The 19,243-nt window shown below is 44.1% G+C and carries 21 protein-coding genes; 1 reads left to right on the top strand and 20 read right to left on the bottom strand.

What is annotated here, in order from left to right; genetic code table 11:
* Window positions 1-11: 11 nt before the first annotated feature.
* From D3P09_RS25985 to D3P09_RS25970, 4 genes are read right to left on the bottom strand one after another with little or no spacing between them, the layout of a single operon-like run.
* On the bottom strand, window positions 12-860 hold the full coding sequence (locus D3P09_RS25985) for a LicD family protein (protein WP_120114347.1): 849 nt from the start codon (window positions 858-860) through the stop codon (window positions 12-14).
* Window positions 857-1,585: a phosphocholine cytidylyltransferase family protein gene (locus tag D3P09_RS25980; RefSeq protein ID WP_120114346.1), complete on the bottom strand. Its 729-nt coding sequence runs from the start codon at window positions 1,583-1,585 to the stop codon at window positions 857-859. The genes D3P09_RS25985 and D3P09_RS25980 overlap by 4 nt, the downstream gene beginning before the upstream one ends.
* A 56-nt stretch (window positions 1,586-1,641) precedes the next feature.
* Window positions 1,642-2,715: a pyridoxal-phosphate-dependent aminotransferase family protein gene (locus tag D3P09_RS25975; RefSeq protein WP_120114345.1), complete on the bottom strand. Its 1,074-nt coding sequence runs from the start codon at window positions 2,713-2,715 to the stop codon at window positions 1,642-1,644.
* A 43-nt stretch (window positions 2,716-2,758) separates the two neighbouring features.
* A complete protein-coding gene (locus D3P09_RS25970) occupies window positions 2,759-4,210 on the bottom strand; it encodes a CDP-glycerol glycerophosphotransferase family protein (RefSeq protein ID WP_120114344.1) in 1,452 nt (483 codons plus the stop codon).
* A gap of 346 nt (window positions 4,211-4,556) precedes the next feature.
* On the opposite strand from D3P09_RS25970, the gene D3P09_RS25965 reads away from it, so the two are divergent.
* Window positions 4,557-6,488 carry a glycosyltransferase family 2 protein gene (locus tag D3P09_RS25965; protein ID WP_120114343.1) on the top strand — a complete coding sequence of 644 codons (1,932 nt, stop codon included), beginning with the start codon at window positions 4,557-4,559 and terminating at the stop codon, window positions 6,486-6,488.
* Window positions 6,489-6,550: 62 nt separating this feature from the next.
* Here D3P09_RS25965 and fliT read toward each other — a convergent pair whose 3' ends face one another.
* From fliT to D3P09_RS25885, 16 genes are all read right to left on the bottom strand, one after another.
* On the bottom strand, window positions 6,551-6,880 hold the full coding sequence (fliT, locus tag D3P09_RS25960) for a flagellar protein FliT (protein WP_133305063.1): 330 nt from the start codon (window positions 6,878-6,880) through the stop codon (window positions 6,551-6,553).
* Entirely contained in the window at window positions 6,873-7,268 is a 396-nt protein-coding gene (gene fliS, locus D3P09_RS25955) for a flagellar export chaperone FliS (RefSeq protein ID WP_120114341.1), read from the bottom strand. The genes fliT and fliS overlap by 8 nt, the downstream gene beginning before the upstream one ends.
* Before the next feature lie 41 nt (window positions 7,269-7,309).
* Entirely contained in the window at window positions 7,310-8,839 is a 1,530-nt protein-coding gene (fliD, locus tag D3P09_RS25950; protein ID WP_120114340.1) for a flagellar filament capping protein FliD, read from the bottom strand.
* Between the two features lie 11 nt (window positions 8,840-8,850).
* Window positions 8,851-9,240, bottom strand: a complete 390-nt coding sequence (locus tag D3P09_RS25945; RefSeq protein ID WP_243644512.1) for a flagellar protein FlaG — start codon at window positions 9,238-9,240, stop codon at window positions 8,851-8,853.
* A 106-nt stretch (window positions 9,241-9,346) separates the two neighbouring features.
* The gene (locus tag D3P09_RS25940) at window positions 9,347-10,114 is read right to left on the bottom strand and encodes a flagellin N-terminal helical domain-containing protein (protein ID WP_120114339.1); all 768 of its coding nucleotides are present in this window, start codon (window positions 10,112-10,114) and stop codon (window positions 9,347-9,349) included.
* A gap of 114 nt (window positions 10,115-10,228) precedes the next feature.
* Complete coding sequence (gene csrA / locus D3P09_RS25935; RefSeq protein WP_120114338.1) at window positions 10,229-10,474, bottom strand: carbon storage regulator CsrA; 246 nt, start codon at window positions 10,472-10,474, stop codon at window positions 10,229-10,231.
* Between the two features lies 1 nt (window position 10,475).
* Window positions 10,476-10,922: a flagellar assembly protein FliW gene (gene fliW / locus D3P09_RS25930; RefSeq protein ID WP_120114337.1), complete on the bottom strand. Its 447-nt coding sequence runs from the start codon at window positions 10,920-10,922 to the stop codon at window positions 10,476-10,478.
* Window positions 10,923-11,044: 122 nt separating this feature from the next.
* Entirely contained in the window at window positions 11,045-11,614 is a 570-nt protein-coding gene (locus tag D3P09_RS25925) for a DUF6470 family protein (RefSeq protein ID WP_243644510.1), read from the bottom strand.
* Between the two features lie 2 nt (window positions 11,615-11,616).
* Entirely contained in the window at window positions 11,617-12,534 is a 918-nt protein-coding gene (gene flgL, locus D3P09_RS25920; RefSeq protein ID WP_207892555.1) for a flagellar hook-associated protein FlgL, read from the bottom strand.
* Window positions 12,535-12,568: 34 nt separating this feature from the next.
* Window positions 12,569-14,101 (bottom strand): flagellar hook-associated protein FlgK, encoded by a 1,533-nt coding sequence (gene flgK / locus D3P09_RS25915; protein WP_120114335.1) that lies wholly within the window; start codon window positions 14,099-14,101, stop codon window positions 12,569-12,571.
* Between the two features lie 12 nt (window positions 14,102-14,113).
* Window positions 14,114-14,611 (bottom strand): flagellar protein FlgN, encoded by a 498-nt coding sequence (locus tag D3P09_RS25910; protein ID WP_120114334.1) that lies wholly within the window; start codon window positions 14,609-14,611, stop codon window positions 14,114-14,116.
* 18 nt (window positions 14,612-14,629) lie between these two features.
* Window positions 14,630-14,926, bottom strand: coding sequence for a flagellar biosynthesis anti-sigma factor FlgM (flgM, locus tag D3P09_RS25905; protein WP_279387150.1), 297 nt, complete (start codon window positions 14,924-14,926; stop codon window positions 14,630-14,632).
* A gap of 79 nt (window positions 14,927-15,005) precedes the next feature.
* On the bottom strand, window positions 15,006-15,422 hold the full coding sequence (locus D3P09_RS25900) for a TIGR03826 family flagellar region protein (protein WP_120114332.1): 417 nt from the start codon (window positions 15,420-15,422) through the stop codon (window positions 15,006-15,008).
* A 124-nt stretch (window positions 15,423-15,546) separates the two neighbouring features.
* On the bottom strand, window positions 15,547-16,467 hold the full coding sequence (locus D3P09_RS27450; protein WP_133305062.1) for a ComF family protein: 921 nt from the start codon (window positions 16,465-16,467) through the stop codon (window positions 15,547-15,549).
* The gene (locus D3P09_RS25890; RefSeq protein WP_120114330.1) at window positions 16,464-18,623 is read right to left on the bottom strand and encodes an ATP-dependent helicase ComFA; all 2,160 of its coding nucleotides are present in this window, start codon (window positions 18,621-18,623) and stop codon (window positions 16,464-16,466) included. Before D3P09_RS25890 ends, D3P09_RS27450 begins: the two co-directional genes overlap by 4 nt.
* A gap of 112 nt (window positions 18,624-18,735) precedes the next feature.
* Entirely contained in the window at window positions 18,736-19,200 is a 465-nt protein-coding gene (locus D3P09_RS25885) for a hypothetical protein (RefSeq protein WP_120114329.1), read from the bottom strand.
* Window positions 19,201-19,243: the final 43 nt, after the last annotated feature.

Here is a 19,243-nt window from a genome sequence, read left to right as displayed (position 1 = left end):
TCTCCAACTGACTATTTTAATAGTTTCATCTCATATCCATCCGTAAATTTAATTTGGGTCGGGTAACAATGACCCTCTCGTTTCTCTACGGGAGGCAACTTCATATAATCTCCATAAAGCAAAGTAAGTATATGATGATACTCCTTTGAAGCCATGAATGTATGCCCCTCAAAATCTACATCTATACTTTCCGTATACCACTCGCGCTTGTATACATGGCCGTCAAATAAATTATTACTAATTAGAAAAGGAGTATTTTTTTTATTATCTAGTCTAGTAATGAAGTCATTCATTCGAATGGTCATGGAACGTGGTATAAAAGATAAAACTTTAAACAGCATCCTGCTGTATTTGTTTTCTAAAGTTTTCTTTCCTACAGGTGCCCATAATATTTTCCTGAACATTTTGCACATAAATAAAACAAACTTTTGTTTACTCATACTAGGCGAAATATGATCGAGAGGAAATATATCCAGGAAAATTCCATCTTTTAATTTCAGATGCTCTTGTCCAGCTCGGACATACGATGTATTCTGTAGTTTCAGCTTTCCATAAACCCAATTGTAATTCTTATCCTTTTGTTGATTTTGAAGAAAAAATTTCGAAGTGTTTAGATCGCTTTCGCAAGCTTTGCAAAACCTCTCATAATCTTCTCTCAGCATCTCAATATCGACATCATCATCCCATGGAATATAGCCTTTATGCCTAACGGCTCCAAGTAATGTTCCATGCGATAAGAAATATTGAATATTATTTTTTCTGCAAATTCTATCAACTTCCACAAGCAGCTGAAGCATTTCATTCTGTAATTTTTTTAATTGCTCATCATCTAGTTTTATATAATCTATTCCTGGTTTCACATTTCACACCCTAGTCTTTCTGATTTGACATCTCTGCTTGTGTGAGCCAATATTCTTTCATAATCGTCAAAATAGTCTATTTCCGACCAAAAAAGTCCCTTAATGTCAATCGTACCTATGTTTTCTTCTTCCGCTATTGAATAAAGTATATTTTCCCACCAGAGCTGATGCTGCTGGCTATTCATTAAAGCTTCAAGCTTGTTGTTAAATCTGTCTAAGAAACTCCTCCCGACTTTTCCAATTCCGACATATTCGCAGGTTCTTTCTTTTAGGGGCAGGTCTTTGCCATAATCTTTAATGAATCCATTGATCAGCTTTAAAAAATAATCGCCTTCTACTGTCCTCCCCGTATCTACCATTAATGCGCATTCTTGTTTCGTCTCTATGATCAAATTCAATATTTCATCATCAATATAAACATCGCCATTCATAATAAGCATATCTTCCGTTAACTCTTCCCTCGCAAACCAAAAAGAAGCGATACTATTCGTTACATCATAGAATGGATTGTAATAATAAGTGACATTCAGCCCTTCTAACGCTTCAAAAATTTTGTTTTTACAATACCCAACACATACAATTGGCTGAATATTTCTCTTAATGAGCATCATGACAGTTCTTCTTATCAGCGGGACTCCATCAACTGGCAATACACATTTGGGGATTTCCTCTATCATTCTCGATATCCTTGTTCCTCTACCTGCTGCCAATAAAATAGCTTTCATGATTTCATCCCTCCGCTGCGTAATTCAATACATTAAAATATGTAAAACAAGCAGGATTACAAAATGCTTTTCTCTTTCATAGATAGCAATGCCTTAATCAACTCATTGTTATCTGACTCAGTTATGGCTCCTATATGACCAACCCTGAATAATACTCTTCTAAGGGATCCTCCATTCGGACACACATATATGTCGTGATTATCCTTCAAATAGGTGAAGATCTCGTCAGCAGCCATTTTCCCCGTTGGTTTTAAAGGCGTGACTGCGTTAGAAAGTGAACTTGCTGCTATCTCTAGCGGCAAACCTTTAATTTTCATTCTAAAATCTCGGGCAATGGAACTAACGTTAGCTATTACTTCACTTACACCATTTTCGTCAACGAGCTGTAATTTTTTTCTTAGTTGAAGTAATATACTCACAGCTGGAGTGTAAGGCGTTTGCCCTCTCCGTCCATCATTTAAATAACTTTTAAAATTAAAATAGAGGCTTTTTACTGAGTTGTGTAACACTCTCTCTTGGGACTTTTCATCCAATACAACAAATGAAATGCCTGGAGGCAATGCCATTGCCTTTTGTGAGCTTAGTATTGTGGCGTTAATATTAAACTCACTCATGTCATAACGATCAGCTAAAAAAGAACTAATGGCATCGACGACGACTAACAATTGATTTCTTTCACAGAAGCTCTTTACAATATCCATATCGTACAGAACTCCGGTCGATGTTTCATGAACGTTGATTAAGAAACCTGTAAATCCTTGTCCGTCATATTTTTCCAAATGACGTTCTGTTAAATCTTCACCATATTCTAAATGAATTTCCTCGGAATGCAGCCCATGAATATTACAAATTTCTTTGAACCTGGCACCAAAGCTGCCTCCGTTGACGATAAGCAATTTATCCCTTTCATGAAACAGATTCATTATTGTGGCTTCCATTGCTGCAGTCCCTGATCCAGTGAGAAAAATGACACGGCTTGTTCCCGTTGCGCCTATGCATTTTTTTAAGAGCTCCTCATTTTCAAGCATTAATTTGGAAAACTCATCCGTTCGGAAGTATGGAATTTGCTCGGAACCGATCTCTCTGATTTCCTGTTCCATCATCACTGGTCCCAAAGAAAAATTTAACATAGTCTCCTCCGATCCATTGCACAATGCTGATTCAAATTAATAACTAGAATTTGATCACTTCATCCTTTATGGAATAATGAACTTTCTCACCGCATGTACCGTCCGAATTGCTTATACTATTTCTCAGTCTGCTAATGCGTTCTTCTTTTTTGAAGTCCTCTTTTCTTTCTACGATCTCAATAAAATCCGGTACAGTTACATCTTGATTCGTAAAGTAACAGCCTAGATAATCGGAGTAATACGATCTATTCTCTTCTAGCATTTTTTTGCTTAGAAGCCCTAATACAGGCTTTTCCGTCACAATATACTGCATCATGACTGAGCTATAATCGCTAATGATCCCATCAGATGCCGAAACTGCCGGATAGATATCACTGCTGGTATCCACGATAATATTATTCGCTTTTCTTATTGCTTCTTTGATTTGTTCGTACGCTTGAGCTACTTGGGGTCTCATCGTTTTAATTGTAATTTCGGTAAGCGGATGAGGACGCCAAATTAAAGCCAGCTGCCGATGCTCAATAAAACAATTTATAACTTCCACTATTTGTTCCAGCCAAGTCTGGACAGACAACAGATCGGCTATACCGGTATTAAACAAAATAACCGTTCTATCTCTTAATACCGATTCCCACTGTGTAGAAAGCTCTAGCGGTTCTCGAACGACTGTAAGCATTGCATCAAGCTTAGGAGATCCTAAGTTCAATAATTTATTGGAATCAACCCCACTCTGTACATAAGCGTCCTTAAGGTTTTGGGATTGAACAATGATTTTGTCCATATTATTAAAAGAAGGCAGAAAATCAATTCCCGGCTTTTCTGTACTTCCAGCCACATAATATGGTACATATACTAACATTTCCGTGTATTTAGCAAGATTCTCAGAATAGAATCTAGGATTAACTACGGTAAGCTTATTATAGTGATCAAATGGATTATGGATATAAATGATGTCTGGCTCTCTATTCTCAAAATCATACAATTCAAATGGAATAGTTTTTAAATGTTCTGGAAATTCATTGCCTTCGTAGCAAAACCGAATGATTTGTCCCTCTGCATTCTTCTCATAGTATGGAATAGGAACGACATAACAAGTGCAATGAGGATCTTTTTCCGCGGCGTTATAAATACTCTCTAACGAATCCCACATCGATGACTTGTATGGCATAAACGCAATTTCTAATTCTGTTCTTATATCATAGATAACATTAGACCGAGCCTCGTTCATTATTCCGTGTATTTTGTTCAGATAAGAAATAAACTCATCGTATTCTAATGTCTCACGTAATATAAAATGAACATCATGAATTGCATCTTGAAGGCGCCCGCTTATCACTGGCTCATCGCTCAATAATGAAGTTAAGAACGACAGTCCATCCATACAATCTTTTAGCATTCTAGCTGCGTTATCTGCTTCACTATTACGCGCATATTCGAATCCTTCTTCTATAGTCGTCATAAGATCCAATATCTTACGTTTTTGATTTATTCTCATGTCCCCTAGTTCCTCTCTAAGATATGAATTGGAAGTAATAAACCCACATATTCATATTCAGCTATATGCCCCTACATTATTTATCGGAAAATAAAATCAAATGATTACTGGATATCAATTACAAATGGTTAGAAGGACGTAGCCTCTATAGCTCTTAGAGCAATCAACTCATCATTGCGCCTGCCATGTTTCCAACATAAAAACACCTTCAAGTCATCCATAGCTGACGGTATGGTCTTCATCATTTAACGGCAACACTATTCAATTGAACGAATAACGCCGATAATGTAGATAGGAACGCATTACAAGTACAACTAGAACATCTCGAAATAGAAGGAGTCTGAATATGTCTAAACTGATCTCACTCTGTATGATTGTCAAGAATGAAGATGATGTTCTTGATCGTTGCCTTAATAGTGTCAAAGATATTATGGATGAAATTATTATTGTGGATACAGGCTCAACCGATTCCACTAAAGATATTGCATATCGTTATACTGACAAAGTGTTCGATTATGAATGGGTAGACGATTTTGCAGCTGCCCGGAATCAATCTATTCAGCATGCAACCGGCAAATGGATTTTTGTTATGGATGCAGATGAATATATGGAGGCACATGATGCCAAGCTGCTCCGTGATTTTCTGTCCAAAGAAACTCCATCAGAGGATAGAGTATATAGTGTTTCCATTCTAAGTTTTCTAGGTCAAGAGAGGTCCTATAGCGTTAACGAGGGGCTTGTCATTCGGGCATTCCCTAATCATTGTCACTTGCAGTACGCTCGCCCTATTCATGAGCAGATTGTTTCAACTAAAAAACTCGAGCTGAAAAGTATAAATATGCCTTGCCGTGTATTTCATTCGGGCTATACCCAGGAAACCATTTCAAACAAAAACAAGCATGAGCGAAACCTGTCCATCTTTAATAAAATGAAGAATCAATCCCGTCTCAGCGCATATGACAATCTAATGTTGGGCAATCAACAGGTCATGATGGGCAATTATGAAGAAGGACTTGAATATCTTCAACTAGCCTTGAGTAAAAAGCGCGAGTTGGGGACAGCTTACAAACAGGTTTTATTCACTATGATGAACGTTTATATGAATACGAACAACCTTATCGAGGCTTGGAATTTTATGGACGAGCATTTAGTTGATTACGAGAAGAACTATCCTGATATTCTCGCTCTTCGAGGCATTATTTATTATCATCTTGGATTTACACAGGATGCAAAGAAAACTCTTCTCACATGTGTCGAGAATGCTGAGCTTTTAGCGGCCCAAAATAAACCCATTTCCATATCCAGCCCTGACCTAGGAGTACGACTGCCATTAAAATATCTTGCTTTGATTTGTGAGCAAGAAAAGGAATTAAGCAGCTCCGTTTATTTTCTAACGAAATATTTGCGAGTTTTTAATGATGGAGATGCTTTGACCCGCATGGTGCGCATACTGGCCCTGAAAGACAATGCTAAGCAGATTTCCGGATTCCTCGATCATCTATTAAGCCATATGAAAGATGAGTTAAGAGCTCCTTTGTTATGCAAGATCTCTATTTCTCTAGGACTTCGCGATCTGGCCGACCACTACTATCAGCAGTTGTCAGCAACTGAGGTGCTATCACTTGCAGATCGATTAAGATATGCATTATTAATGAACCAAGAAGAAGATTTCAAGCAGATATGGTTCACCGGATTGCCGTCAGAACAAGAAGATCCGGCATCCCTAAACCATCTGGCATTAGCAGCTTTAGTCTGGAATAAGCCTGAGTGGATTCAATGGTCGAACAACACTAAAGAAGAAACTAGTTATATGCAAGCAATTGAGGGCTTGCTTCTAGGTAATTCTTCAGGCATGATCAAAAATGAGGGTTATCTATTCACTCTTTTGGGTGGCCTATATACGACCAATTACTTGGATATGTTCGATAAGATACTGGATCAAGTTGAGTCTCCTGCAGTCATTAACAGCTTAGCTAACATGCTGTATACCATTCATCATGACGATGCTGCTTTACAATGCTATTCTTATTTAGATGCTAATAACGCATTAGAGTACTCAAGCTGTTGTAATCTTGCCTCTCATCACACCAACTTAAAAAACACGGGCCAGGCTCTTCGTTACCTAGAGTTAGCTATTAAACAAGACCCGAGTCAAAAACAGCTATTTATTCAGTTCTGTCTGCTATCAAATGACCCTGCAGAAAAACGGATAAAGAAAGAACAGCTCATTCGGTTAGACTCCAACTATAAAAATCTCCCCCCTTTCATTGCACTTTAATTAATAGGGAAATGAAAGAGCTATCTCTAAGTCCAAGACTTCTGAGATAGCTCTTTTTTTCGTTATTTTTTTTTATCGAACATAAATCCTTCACTCATACCACTATAGTTGTAAGCAACCTGCTGTTTTTTTGCTACATGAACGCTTCTTAACTCTCTCTCAGCTTCCTTAAGCAAAGCCCCCATACGGGACATGATTGGATCATCATAGGAAAGAATCTTTAGCACTTGTTGCTTTTGTTGATCATTTAGGGGTTGGCTCTTACTCTCGATAGCGTCGACGAGCTTTTGTCGCAACTCCGTAAGCTGCTCGTATTCTTCATAATCATATTCTGAGTTTGGGTCGGCAAGTCTCATCACTTCACTCAGAACTTGTTGTATGAGCTCATCCATTAGCATTATTCGCAGTGCCAGCTTTCTGCATGAGCATTGCCCTCGACCATGTTTCCTTTAAGTCAATCAGATGAGCAAGCACTTCGGATGCCGGAGCCTTTTGCTTCTGAATATTAGCCTGAATAAGCTGATGCAGCATATATTCATAAATACTCATTAATTTATTCGATACCTCAAATTGGAAATCAAGTGAAGCAATAAGCTCATTAATAATTCTTTGGGCCTTTTGCAGATTTTGATTGGCCTTAGTAAAATCATGCTGCTCAATTGCTTCTATAGAGGTTCTGGTAAATCGGATTGCTCCATCATACAGCATCAGAATGAGTTGTTCCGGCGAAGCCGTCTGCACAGAAGATTGTTGATATTTTTGATACGGATTCGATATCATGTCCTCACCCCTAAATTCCTCGCTTTTATTATTCCATTCACTTACATGTTACCAAACAATGAAGATGATTGGGCACTATAGCGATTCATTGCTTTTTCCATGGCCGTAAATTGTTTGTAATACCGATTCTCTTTTAAAACAAGCCGGCTATTCATATCTGAAATTTTCATATTTAAGAGCCTTAGCTCCTCACCCATTAAGCTTGACGCATTAAAAGACTCCGTCTTCTCAATGGAATAACGGGATGTACCGGTTTTCTTGGCTAAATCTTCGATTGAACTATTCAATACGTTAGACAATCTTTGAAATAGACCGCTGTCAGGAGTTGTAGGGAGATTTTTTTGTTTTGCGTCCGTCTCAGCTGATTTTTGTGTAAAAAGCGCCATAACTTTATCAGGATCAGCTTCAATAGCAGCGCGAAGCTTCTCCTCACTTTCAATAACCAGCTTGCCCTTCTCATACCATTTTCCAGTCCCTATACCCAAGGAAGTCAAATTGACACTTTCCCCATTGATTTTTACATCGGAAATGGTCGCCAGCCTAATATTATCTACCATTGTCGTTAATGTAGAGTCTCTGCGAAGGAGGCCGCTCTTCGCTCTTTCCTCCCAAAGCTCAATTTCCTTTTCCTTCATCGCTTCCTTTTGCTCAGAAGTAAGGGGATTATAATTTCGGTAAGTTTCTTCATTCAGCTTTTTATTCACAGAATCCAGCAAGTCATTATAATCAGTAATAAAGGATTTGATCGTATTTACAATATGATCCGTGTCTGTTCCGACAGCAATCCTGCTTACAGTTCCAAGCGACTCAGCATTTAGAGTAATGTCAATTCCACTTTCCTGGAACGTATTCGAGGATCTAGTTGTTTTAATCCCATTTATTATAACCGATGCATCTGCGCCATCTTCTCCGGCTAAATTGAAGTTAGCCAAGAAACCCGCACTATCCCCAGTAACGGCCAAGCTGGCAAGACCTGTAGTCTTAGATGTTATGGAAAGCTTCCCTGAAGCGCTATCTAAAAATGCTCCTACGTTTGCGCCGCTCTTGTTAATTGCGGTTACAACTGATGCAAGTGAATCGGTCTCATTAACTGTAATCGTAGTTTCCGCCGCAGATCCGTTTTGCAGCTTAAAGGAGATCGTACCGTCGCCAGTAGTATAATTGAGCTTTCCTTCAGCTTTTAAATCTGCTAATGTTTTGCTTGCATCCACCGCACCTATTCCATCAGTAGAAGCATTGCCGCTCTTTAATATAGCGGCAGTTGCCAGCTTTTCTACTTCTATGGTCATGTTGCCTACATTAGCCACAGATGTAGCCTTAGCACTAACTGCCGAGGTATTGCCCGTAATCGTAGCCTTCTTGGCATTAATGGAAGTCGACAATCCATAATTAAATAGCTTATTGCTTCTCATATCGACCATCTTTATATTTAAATCACGATACTGTTCCCTTTTCCATTCCAAAGTTGTTTTCTTTTGATTCAACCGGTTAAGCGGTGCCCGTTCAGCCTCCATGAGCTTGCTTACCATTGCGTCAATATCAAGTCCTGATACAAGTCCAGAAATTCTCATTGTTTCCCCTCCTATACCTTCTCATCTATTAATATGCCTGCAAATTCCATCATCTTAACGACAAGATCCAACGTTTTCTCAGGTGGAATCTCTCTTATCGTTTCCCCGGTTTCCTTATTAAGTACTTTAACAATAATAGCATTCGTTTCTTTATGAACTTTCATCTCGAACATGGTATCGGGACCCTCAAGGGCTTTAATGGCACGGTCAATGGCTTTAATCAATTGACCCTCTCCTACGGAGATATGAACACCTTGAAGCTCAAGATTTCTTGCATCCTTGGAGCTTTTGGCCATTTTGGCCAGCGAATCTTTACTAACTGCCGCTTCATTAGTAATCCGAGAATTTGAGTAATTGGAGGGAATTTGTCCTCTGATACTTGATGATTCAATATTCATCATATCACTCCGCTCTGACCTTGTTTATACTTATATCGGCATAATTGTAAGAAAAGTTTAGCAAAAAGAAGAGGCCCCAATTTCTTGGGGCCTCTTCTTTTTGCTAATATTAACGCAGCAAGGACAGAACGCCTTGTGGAGCCGAGTTAGCTTGCGCCAACATAGCTTGGGAAGATTGCAGCAGGATTTGGTTCTTAGTAAGCTCAACCATTTCCTTCGCCATATCCGTATCACGGATACGGGATTCAGCAGCAGTCAAGTTCTCAACCGTTGTACCCAAGTTGTTGGAAGTGTATTCCAAACGGTTTTGGAACGCACCCAGTTTAGCGCGCTCAGTGGATACAGCTTCGATTGCTTTCTCGATTGCACCAAGTGTCGATGCGCTAGTCAGCGAGTTGAAGCTTGTAGCTGTGATTGCTGTGATTACGATTTGCTGTGCATTATCGTCCGATTGGATCGTAACAGAGCTTGTAATGTTGATACCGTTGAACTTAGTATCAGACATAATCGAGGAAATTTGTGTTCCCAGAGCTTGAAGCTCTTCTTTGATGTTGTTTTTATCTTGAGTCGAGTATGTGCCGTTCGCTTTTTGTACGTTCAGCTCTTTCATACGAGTCAGCATGGCACTAACTTCGTTCATTGCGCCCTCTGCTGTTTGTACGAAGGAGATACCGTCTTGTACGTTACGTTGAGCTTGCTCAAGACCGCGGATTTGTCCACGCATTTTCTCGGATACAGCCAAGCCTGCAGCATCGTCGCCAGCACGGTTGATCTTAAGACCGGAAGAAAGTTTCTCCATGTTTTTGCCAGTTGCAACGTTGTTCAAGCTCATGTTGCGGTGGTTGTTCAAAGCAGTAATGTTGTGATTAATACGCATTTGATTGTTCCTCCCTGAAATAAATGAATTAGCCCACATCCATGTGGTAGACTGATTCAGGTCGGCCGCCCTTATCAGTCCTAAGTACTATATCGACAGCTCATGCCCGATCTTTTATAGCTTTTTTATTTTTTTTATTTCATTAAGCTGTATTAATAAATCCTCTGTTGAAATCGCCGATCCCTCTGCTGACATATTCATCTGTTCCACTTCCGCATATAATTCCTTGCGTAAAATTTCAACCTCTTTAGGCGCCTTTATTCCTATTTTCACCACATCGTTGGACACATCCAGAATAGTCACTTCTATATCACCGTTGATCATCAACGATTCGCCATTTTTTCTGCTCAGTACCAGCATCCTATTTTCCCCCTTTGGGCATGGCTTCACTTGCAAACAACGGTTGATGGATAGAATATTTGCCATCCGTTAATATATACTGAATCCCTACTCTGTCTTGTGTATTTAATATAATTGGAGCACCCAAATTAATGGTCGCTGATGCAAGGTCAGTGCGTATTGAAATAATATTAATAACTTTTACATGTTCCTCGTTTTCTAAACCTAATGCATTCTGTATGTCTGCAGACAGTGTAAATGCATAGCTATCAAAGAAGTCAAACGGCGAAGCTACAATAAAAGCTACTTCACCATGGTCTATCGATTGCAAGTATTGAAAAGGACTATCATCTACTTCAATTAATACAAATCGGTGAACCTCTTTAAAGCCTGGTATGCCCTGCTTAAAATAAAATACTTCTTCTTCCAATACTTCAATCTCGCCAAACCTTGTAGTCTGCACCAACATAATTCCACGCTCCAATATGAGTTAATGAATAATACTCTATCCGATTCGAGCTCAATAAAAAAAGCCATGATATCGCATTGGATTCCATAGCTTCATTTATTTGTCCATTTATTATGGCACGGTTAACGAGTCAAATCAATTTGAGGAGGCGTTATTTGTACACTTGGATATTGAGCCATAGAAATTTTGACCCCGCCTCTTTGGTAGTTAATCTCCGGTCTATTCGGAATGACAGATATCTCCGTCCCTCCTGGCGTTATATTAATTTCAGGATCCGTAATCTGAACGTCAAATGTTAAATTAAGCGGGGAAGCTTCGCCATACAATTGCAGCTTAGGCGGTTTCCGCTGCATGCTTTGCTTTGCAAGCTCAGGAATCGGGTCATAGTCCAGTGTGGCGTCACCGATTTGGTCGTATTCTTGAACCGTATTCACGATCGCCTCGTTGACGAATTGACCAAACTGATTGTAAATCCTGCTCATAAAAGAAAGCGTACCTCCGCCATCCAAAGCATCCCACGTCTTGGTCATATCGGCTTTGACGACTGGCAGTTCCGTTTTTACTTCAATAGTAGCTTGCGTTGTCCGAATATCCATAGTAGCCATCTTCTGACGAATGTCATACCGCCCAAGCTGGGTAGAGATATCCAGTCGAGCAGGGGTCGACCTGATATCAAGCTGAGGAACTCTCATCTTTACCTCAGGAAGTCAACTAAGGATTTGCTTATGACTTTGGCTCCCACAGACAGTGTAGCTTGGTAAATATTTTCATTAATTTGGGCATTAATCAATAACAATTCATAATCCGCATCTTCCGTTTTTGATTTCATGTCCGTCAAATTGATAGAAAGATCGGTCAATCTGTTTTCCATTAACTCGAGCCTATTGATTCTCGCACCCACCTCGGCACGTACATTAAGTACCCGGTCCATACTTGCATCAATATTAGGCAATTCTGCACTTACTGCTTGATAGTCTCCAGCAGATAGTCCTGCTATGACTCGATCAAGTACCGAAAACACATTGTTCGTTGTGCCTGCCGGGTCAGCATCTCCAAAAACCTGCGATGACGAAAAGTTAATATCAATGTTCATATTGGCGCTAATCGCATAATTAATAATACCTTGGTCGCCGCCGACTGCCTTTGCGTCAAAACCAGCTGCATTTTTATCAAACAGAGCTTTATCAAACTGCTCGCCGTTAAAAACATACTTACCGTTCATTTTGCTATTTCCTATTTCAATCAGCTGTGTTTTTAATTGCTCGATCTCATTTTTTACATTCTCGAGCGCAACGCCAGGATTTGTACCGTTTGACCCTTGCACTGTCAAATCTTTAATCCGCTTCAATACCTCTCCCGCTTGTCCAAGAACGGTATCATTAAAATCCAGCCATGAAATAGCAGAGTCTACATTTTCCTTGTACTGTTCATTTGCTGCAAGTTCCGTACGGTATCGCAAGGAATATGTAATACCAACCGGATCATCCGATGCTTTATTAATCTTACGGCCCGTAGTCGTTTGTTGCTGTATTTGCTCCATTTGGGACATATTACGATTTAAGTTTCGCGACAATTGTAGATGCATCATACTCTGAGTAACACGCAACGTCATAAGTTCCCTCCTCCTTCAGCTTCAATCATGCAAACTACCGTCCTACCATGCCCGTTCCGTTGATCAGTTTTTCAAGCATTTGATCAAATGTCGTCATAAACCTTGCTGATGCGCTATAAGCATATTGGAATTTGATCAAATCAGACATCTCTTCGTCTAGCGACACGCCGCTGACCGATAGCCTGTTGCCCTGAACCTGGTCTAACTGCACTTGCGAGTTGTTGTGCAGCCTTTTGGCTTCTTGGCTCTGTACACCAAGTGCGCCAACTACAGCGCCATAGAAATCATTAACCGTTGCCTGTGTAATTCCTCCGCCAGTAGCTGTCTCGTCAAATGCGAATTTCGCATTTTTTAATTCAGACATAAGAAGCGCAAGTCCGTTATTGCCTTTCACAACGCTAGTTCCGCTTGCATCAGTAATCGTGCGGAGCGAAGTTGCAATTTTGTTGGCGTCAGCCGCAATTCCGGCATTAAGACTGTACTTCCACCCCGTCAGACTGTCCGGATCGGCAGTAAAATTAAAGAATGCCTCCCCGGCAGTTGCCGGGTTCTCCAAGGTATAGCCAAGCTGATGGAGACCGTTTATACCATTAACTGTAATGGTCTGATCTGTAGCAAGAGGCACTGTTGTACCAGGAAGTACCGATCCCTTAGGAATCGTTATCTGAATTTCTCCGTTTGCGATTGTATTCGCAAGAGTATGCAATTGATTGGCAAATTCGGTCACATACTTATCACGAGACACAATCATGCCATGAACCTCGCCGCCTTGCAGTTGGCCGGTCGCATAAGCAGCCTCTAGCGACTGTGAAGTGACAGGTGTCACAGTGGTTCCGTCAAGAAGGTTGGCAGTTCCCATATTAATCGAATAGCCTTGATCCGTCTCAGACACTGTAATATTCACGATTTTGGATAACTTATCTGTCATGAGATCACGTTGATCACGGAGATCGTTGGCATCGTCGCCTAATGACTCAATTCTGCCTATTTCTCTATTCAAGGAACTGATTGTAGAGAGCAATGAATTGGCCTCAGTTGCCTTTACCTCAATATTCGATGTCAAATCTGCATGAAGACCTGTTAATTGACGATTGAATTCGTTAAAGGTATCCATTAATGCCTTCGACGTTTCCTGCAATATCTCCCGGCCTGTTACATTCTCTGGGTCTTTACTCAGATCGGACCAGGCGCCCCAAAACTTCTCTACGACTGCGCGGATACCAAAATCGGATGGCTCGTTAACATAACCCTCAAGCTTGCTAAGCGTGTCAGTCTGAATCTCCAGACTTCCAACGCCTTGGCTTTGTTCCCGATACTGCTGATCCAGAAAAGCATTGCGGATACGTACGATTGAAGTGAATTCGACACCCGTACCTAGCTGCCCCGGAACATTCGAGCGATTCATGCCATACGCCTCAATCGGCCGAGCGGTAACCATGTTAACTCTTTGCCTGGAGTAACCCTCTGTATTGGCGTTCGATATATTGTGACCGACCGTATTGATCGCTGCTTGTTGTGTGAAAATGCCGCGTTTCGCCGTCTCCAGCGAGTGGAACGTAGACCTCATGCTCTCATCTCCCTATGCCTTTGAGTCGAACCAAGTATTTCGTTTGTTTGCTGCTATTTGATTCATAGGATGCTGGTACACGACATCTTCATTAGGATCCTCAACCATTAACCCGATTGAAAAGTTAATGAAGTCAAGCGACTGCTGAATGAGCTGCTGATTCGACTCATTCACTTGCTTTAGCCGCTTCAGAATGTCCGTCAATTCTTCATATAACCGTGTAAGCTGCAGCTTTTCCTCGGGATTATTAACGGATTTGATGAGATCGGAGAGAACGCCCGAGCGCATCCGAAAGCCGATTTCCTTGAAATATCTCGCCGTCGTCAATAACCGGGCCGTCTCGAGTTCATCCGCTTGAGCAGTAAGCAGCTTTTCCTTTTGGGTAACTACGTTCAATTGAACAATTTCATTCTTCATGATTAAATCCGTCTTGCTCTCTTCACATTCCAACAACCGTCCGTACAAATTCAATTGCTGCTCTAGTATTTCCGTTATCTTCGAGATCGACATTCGGTTATTCCCCCGCCCTTATTCTGGCCGATTGTTGTTGAGATAAGGCAGAAGCTTCTCTGCGATCTTGCCGGCTTCCACATGATATGTGCCGGATGCGACGGATTGCTTAAGCTCGTTAATGCGCTCTGCTCGTTCAGCATTGCTGAGCTTGCTCGTCGAGAGCATCTCTTTGGCTGCAGCCGAGATTTGGACCTCATCCTTCTGACGCGCCTTCTTGGCTGCGTCTGAGCGGAACTCCGACTGCTTCTGGTATGGATTGGTGCCGCCGATTCGGTTCGTTTCGTTTATTTTCAAATTCTCCACCTCATTAATGTACAGGAACTAAAAAAGCCGATGACCTTATACAAGTGTTATCGGCTCTAGTCAAGTATTATTTAATAGTATCGTTGATTTATCTGTCCTTATACTGATTCAGACCGCGGTAAGCCACATCTATGGACTTGCTATTGTTCGGCTCTGTCTTTCTGGTCTCGTCCTGCGCCATCCTCCGCGCATCCTTCACGAGTCTCGTCCGGCAGTTATCGCAAAGATGATTCTCCCGGATCAACGTCCCGCATGATTCGCAAGGATAAGACATGTTCGGAGCATTGACCATCGAGATGCGTCCCTCGCGAATAAATTTGGTAATCTGCTTGATCGACACGCCTGTCTGATCCGACAGCTCGCTAATGATCGCACCTTTATGTTCTCTTAAGTAATCGGCACAAAGCTGATACTCCTTATCTATATCGCGTATGCACACCGGACACACATCTCTGAAATTCTTAGCAAACAGCTTTCCGCAACGAGGACAATTATCCAAATTCATCGCTCAGGCCCTCCTCATCTTCTCTTTGGCATTTCTATCTATATTAACGGATTTCAGCGCGTTTTTCATTAATTTTATAGTTACATAAAGATAGATTCGTAATTTCTTCATAAAAGAATGCCCGTTACGATCTCGCCCAGGTCAATATGTATAGTTGGACAGGTCGGGAAGCTAATTGAATAATAGCGGAAGCGCAAGCCTCGGCTGTGCTTCCGGTTGTGTAAATATCATCAATGAGCAAGATTCTAAGACTCTCCCGGCTACTCATGTGCGATTGATTCTCGAGCCTTCTAATCTGCCCTTCATTCCCTGTAAAAAGAGTACGGGAGTCGCGCTGACGTTCGGCTCTAGTCTTAAAGCTCATCTTCTCGGCATGCCGGTCCCGGATTAACAAGTCGTAGCCCGGAATCCCGAGCTTATCCGACAAGAAGCCTGCCACCTGCTGCGCCTGGTTAAAGCCCCGCTCCTGCGCCCGCTCTCTGCTGACCGGCACGTACGTAATGGCATCCCAGCGCCGGGCTGCCTCAGCATAAGGATGCCAGAAGCTATCCATCCATGCCTTTAACCGATGAAGGCCATGGTGAGTCCGGGCTTCACCCCGCTGTGGTCTTTGAAGCCATTGCTCCTCTGTTAATCGCAGGAAGCTGGGCACCAGCATCTCCGCCAGCATGGGGGCCAAGCTCTCCTGGCCTCGGTACTTATACATGGCTAGCCATTCGCGCATGACGCTGCTATAGCCAACCGCACTGCGGTTGCATACAAAATGCCGCTCCGGCCGCCGGATGCAATCCCCGCAGTCAACGCCCCGGCCGCACACCTCACATTGGATACGATCCAGCCAAGGTATGGAGGCAAAGCAGCTTACGCACAAACATTGCCGCAATAGCCGATAGGAAGCCATTCCTCGCTCACGATATGAGCTGCCATGGTGAGGCAGCACCGTTTTTCCGCATATCATACATCCGGTTACAGTTGGAGACAGCCATTCCATAGGCCGCTCCCCCGCAGACCGGAGAATCGATTTGAGTTTCCCAACACCGCTCATGCGCGTGCTCCCCTCCCCTCGTATTTCGGCAGCAGATACCCACGCTCCCTCGCCATCTTGTTCATCGAACGGATATGCTTAACTGCTTGCAGCTGGGACTGATTGCGTTCCGGTCCGAAGAAATAGACCTTGCCACCAGGATCATCGGCAGAGCGTCCCGCCCGGCCGGCCATCTGCACGAGAGAAGCCTCGTCGAACAGCTTGCCGTCAGCATCCAGAATATAGACGTCGCTTTTCGGGATCGTAACCCCTCTCTCTAGAATAGTAGTCGTCACAAGCAATCGGATTTCTCCTTTGCGGAAGCTCATCACCTTCTCTGCCCGATTGGGATCCTGTGAGGAGGTAGCGTCAACCTGGGCACATTGCAGCTTGCGCCGCAATAACGCGGCCAGCGGCTCCGATTGTGCGATGCGCTGTACGAATACAAAGATCTGCGCCCCGCGATTAAGAGAATCTCGCAAAGCCTTCACAAGCGCCTTAGGAAGCTTATCCTCTTCCAGCATGGCCTTCACGGCAGGCGAGCTTACAAGGCTCGGTACGGGCAGAGGATGCCGGTGATAGCGTACAGGAACACGGGCATGCGCCAGCTTGCCGATGCGCGCCGCCCGCTGAAGCTCGCTTGGCGGAGTAGCCGACAGAAGCAGACGCGGCGCGCCTGGGAGGCAGCTCTTGTCCGCCGCATACTTAAGCATAGGGTCGCCGTGATAAGGAAACGCATCAAGCTCGTCAAGCACTACAAGGTCGAAGGCCTCTTGAAAGCGGAACAGCTGGTGCGTAGTCGACAATGTAATTTCCCCCCGCTCCCATCTTTGCTCGCTTCCCCCATAAAGCGTCACAACTCGCGCATCTGGAAACGCTCGCCGTATGCGAGGATCCAGCTCAAGCACAACATCCCGTCTTGGCGAAGCAATCAATGCTCTGCCTCCCCGGCTTATCACGGAATCGACGAGCGGGAAGATCATCTCGGTCTTCCCTGCTCCTGTAACGGCCCATAATAAGAAATTACGGATATCAGTGCGTTCAGACGCAGACTGCGAGCCCCTTGCCAAGATACGAGCCAGCCGCCCGTTCCATATAGAAGATTTAAAGTGTCTCCGCCATTCATCCGCTCGCCCTAGCCAGGATGCCCTGCCTACACCTTGCTCTGCCGTAGTTTTCCATGCACCTCTACGGGCATTATGACGAAGAACGCTTGCACGGCTATATAAGGGCTGCGCTTCGACAAACCGCAGCGCCTCACCCGCGGCGGCATGCTGGGCAGTGCTTAGCCCCCATTTATCCAGCCGCTCTCTCACAGAGAGCTCTTCCTCCCCGGTGCCCATTCTCTCGGGGGCTTCATACCTTCCGAGCACCAGCAGCTCGCATTCCCGGCTTCTGCCCATTGTGAGACAAGCCTCGCAATACGCACAGAGCCTGCCGCACGACGCACAGCTCGTACGGCCCAGCTTCTCCCCGCCGCTGCCGCACCGCAAGCAGCGGCTGCGCCTCCGGGCGTCCGCCCGCCCGCCGTCAGCGGCGGCGACCGCTCCGCTTAGGCGCACGCGCCCGAGCAACGCCGCCAGCTGCACCGCTTCGCTCCAGCCGGCTCCGGCCACGGGCGCGATGGCGCCCTCAAGCAGCGCGCGCGCTTCGCCGCTAAGCAGCGCGCGTCCCTGCAGCAGCCCGGCGGCGATGCGCGCCGACGCCGCCACCATCTCCATGCCTCTCTCCGCTGCGCCTCCGCTCGGCCCGCTATGGCCGGCTCGCGGCCAATACTCCGCTCGCCCGCGGAGCCCCCCTTTATCCGCCTCGCGCAATCCCCGCTTGCCGCCCAGCCGATGAACCCCTCTTCTGCTGTCGCCAGATGGACGATCATACGAATACATCCGTTCAATACGCAGGACCAAGTGAGCTAATGCTTCTTGCGAATCGGCTGGCTTCTTGGCGGCTTCATTGCCCAGAGCACGCTTCTCTCCTCCCTTCCCCCGATAATCCCACCCTTCAGCAATTCCGCATGCCCAGCCAAGCGGCAATGGCTCGCTCCATAGCCATCCGGCAACCGCCCATGCCGTGCAGCCGCCCCCTTCGAACCAATACCAGTAATCCACTTGCGGCTCTAACGTCATTTTCGCTTCCCAATCAGTTCCAGTATGTACGATGTATACCCATGCCATCATATCGCTTGCCTCCAATCTCGATGAAATCAACAAAAAAAGCACACCCGATCACGCCCGAAAGGCGCCTCAAGTGTGCTTCACTCATCATTCATCTCTATATTGGGATTATAAGTCAAAACGGCATCTTCGACAAGTCGGACGGATTTTGCAAATCAACAAGCACCGCATGATCCGATTCCGATACAATGCCTTCAGCCTGCAGCATCCACATGAGATGCACGGCTGAAGTATTGGAGCGCTGTGAGCGCTTACTGCTTTCATCGCTTTCTTGCTCATGCTCCTCTGGCTCTATGGCATGAACATGAACCTGTTTGCCACCCCGCTTCCATCGTTCCACGATAGCCATCGTTTCCTCCGAAGCGCCGTCATTCACCACCGTCAAGCGGATATCCCTGCCGAGCCAGCGGGAGAAGGCATGCAGCATGCGCAAATACCACTCCATATTTTTCCCTGCCTGACCCGCTATCAGCACATAATGCTTCTCCGCCCGTGACCGTCTCTGCCCGATCCAAAAAGCCAGATGCACGAACAACGCCGCTACAGCGTAACAGCCTATGATAAGAAGGATAAGCTCCAATGTCGGCACCTCCTAATCGTTTTGCCATTCCAACAAAACCATC

It is taken from the genome of Paenibacillus pinisoli, assembly GCF_003605435.1.
Lineage (GTDB): Bacteria > Bacillota > Bacilli > Paenibacillales > Paenibacillaceae > Pristimantibacillus > Pristimantibacillus pinisoli.
The sequence above is the reverse complement of the archived record's forward strand: the minus strand, read 5'-3'. Positions and strand labels throughout refer to the sequence as shown.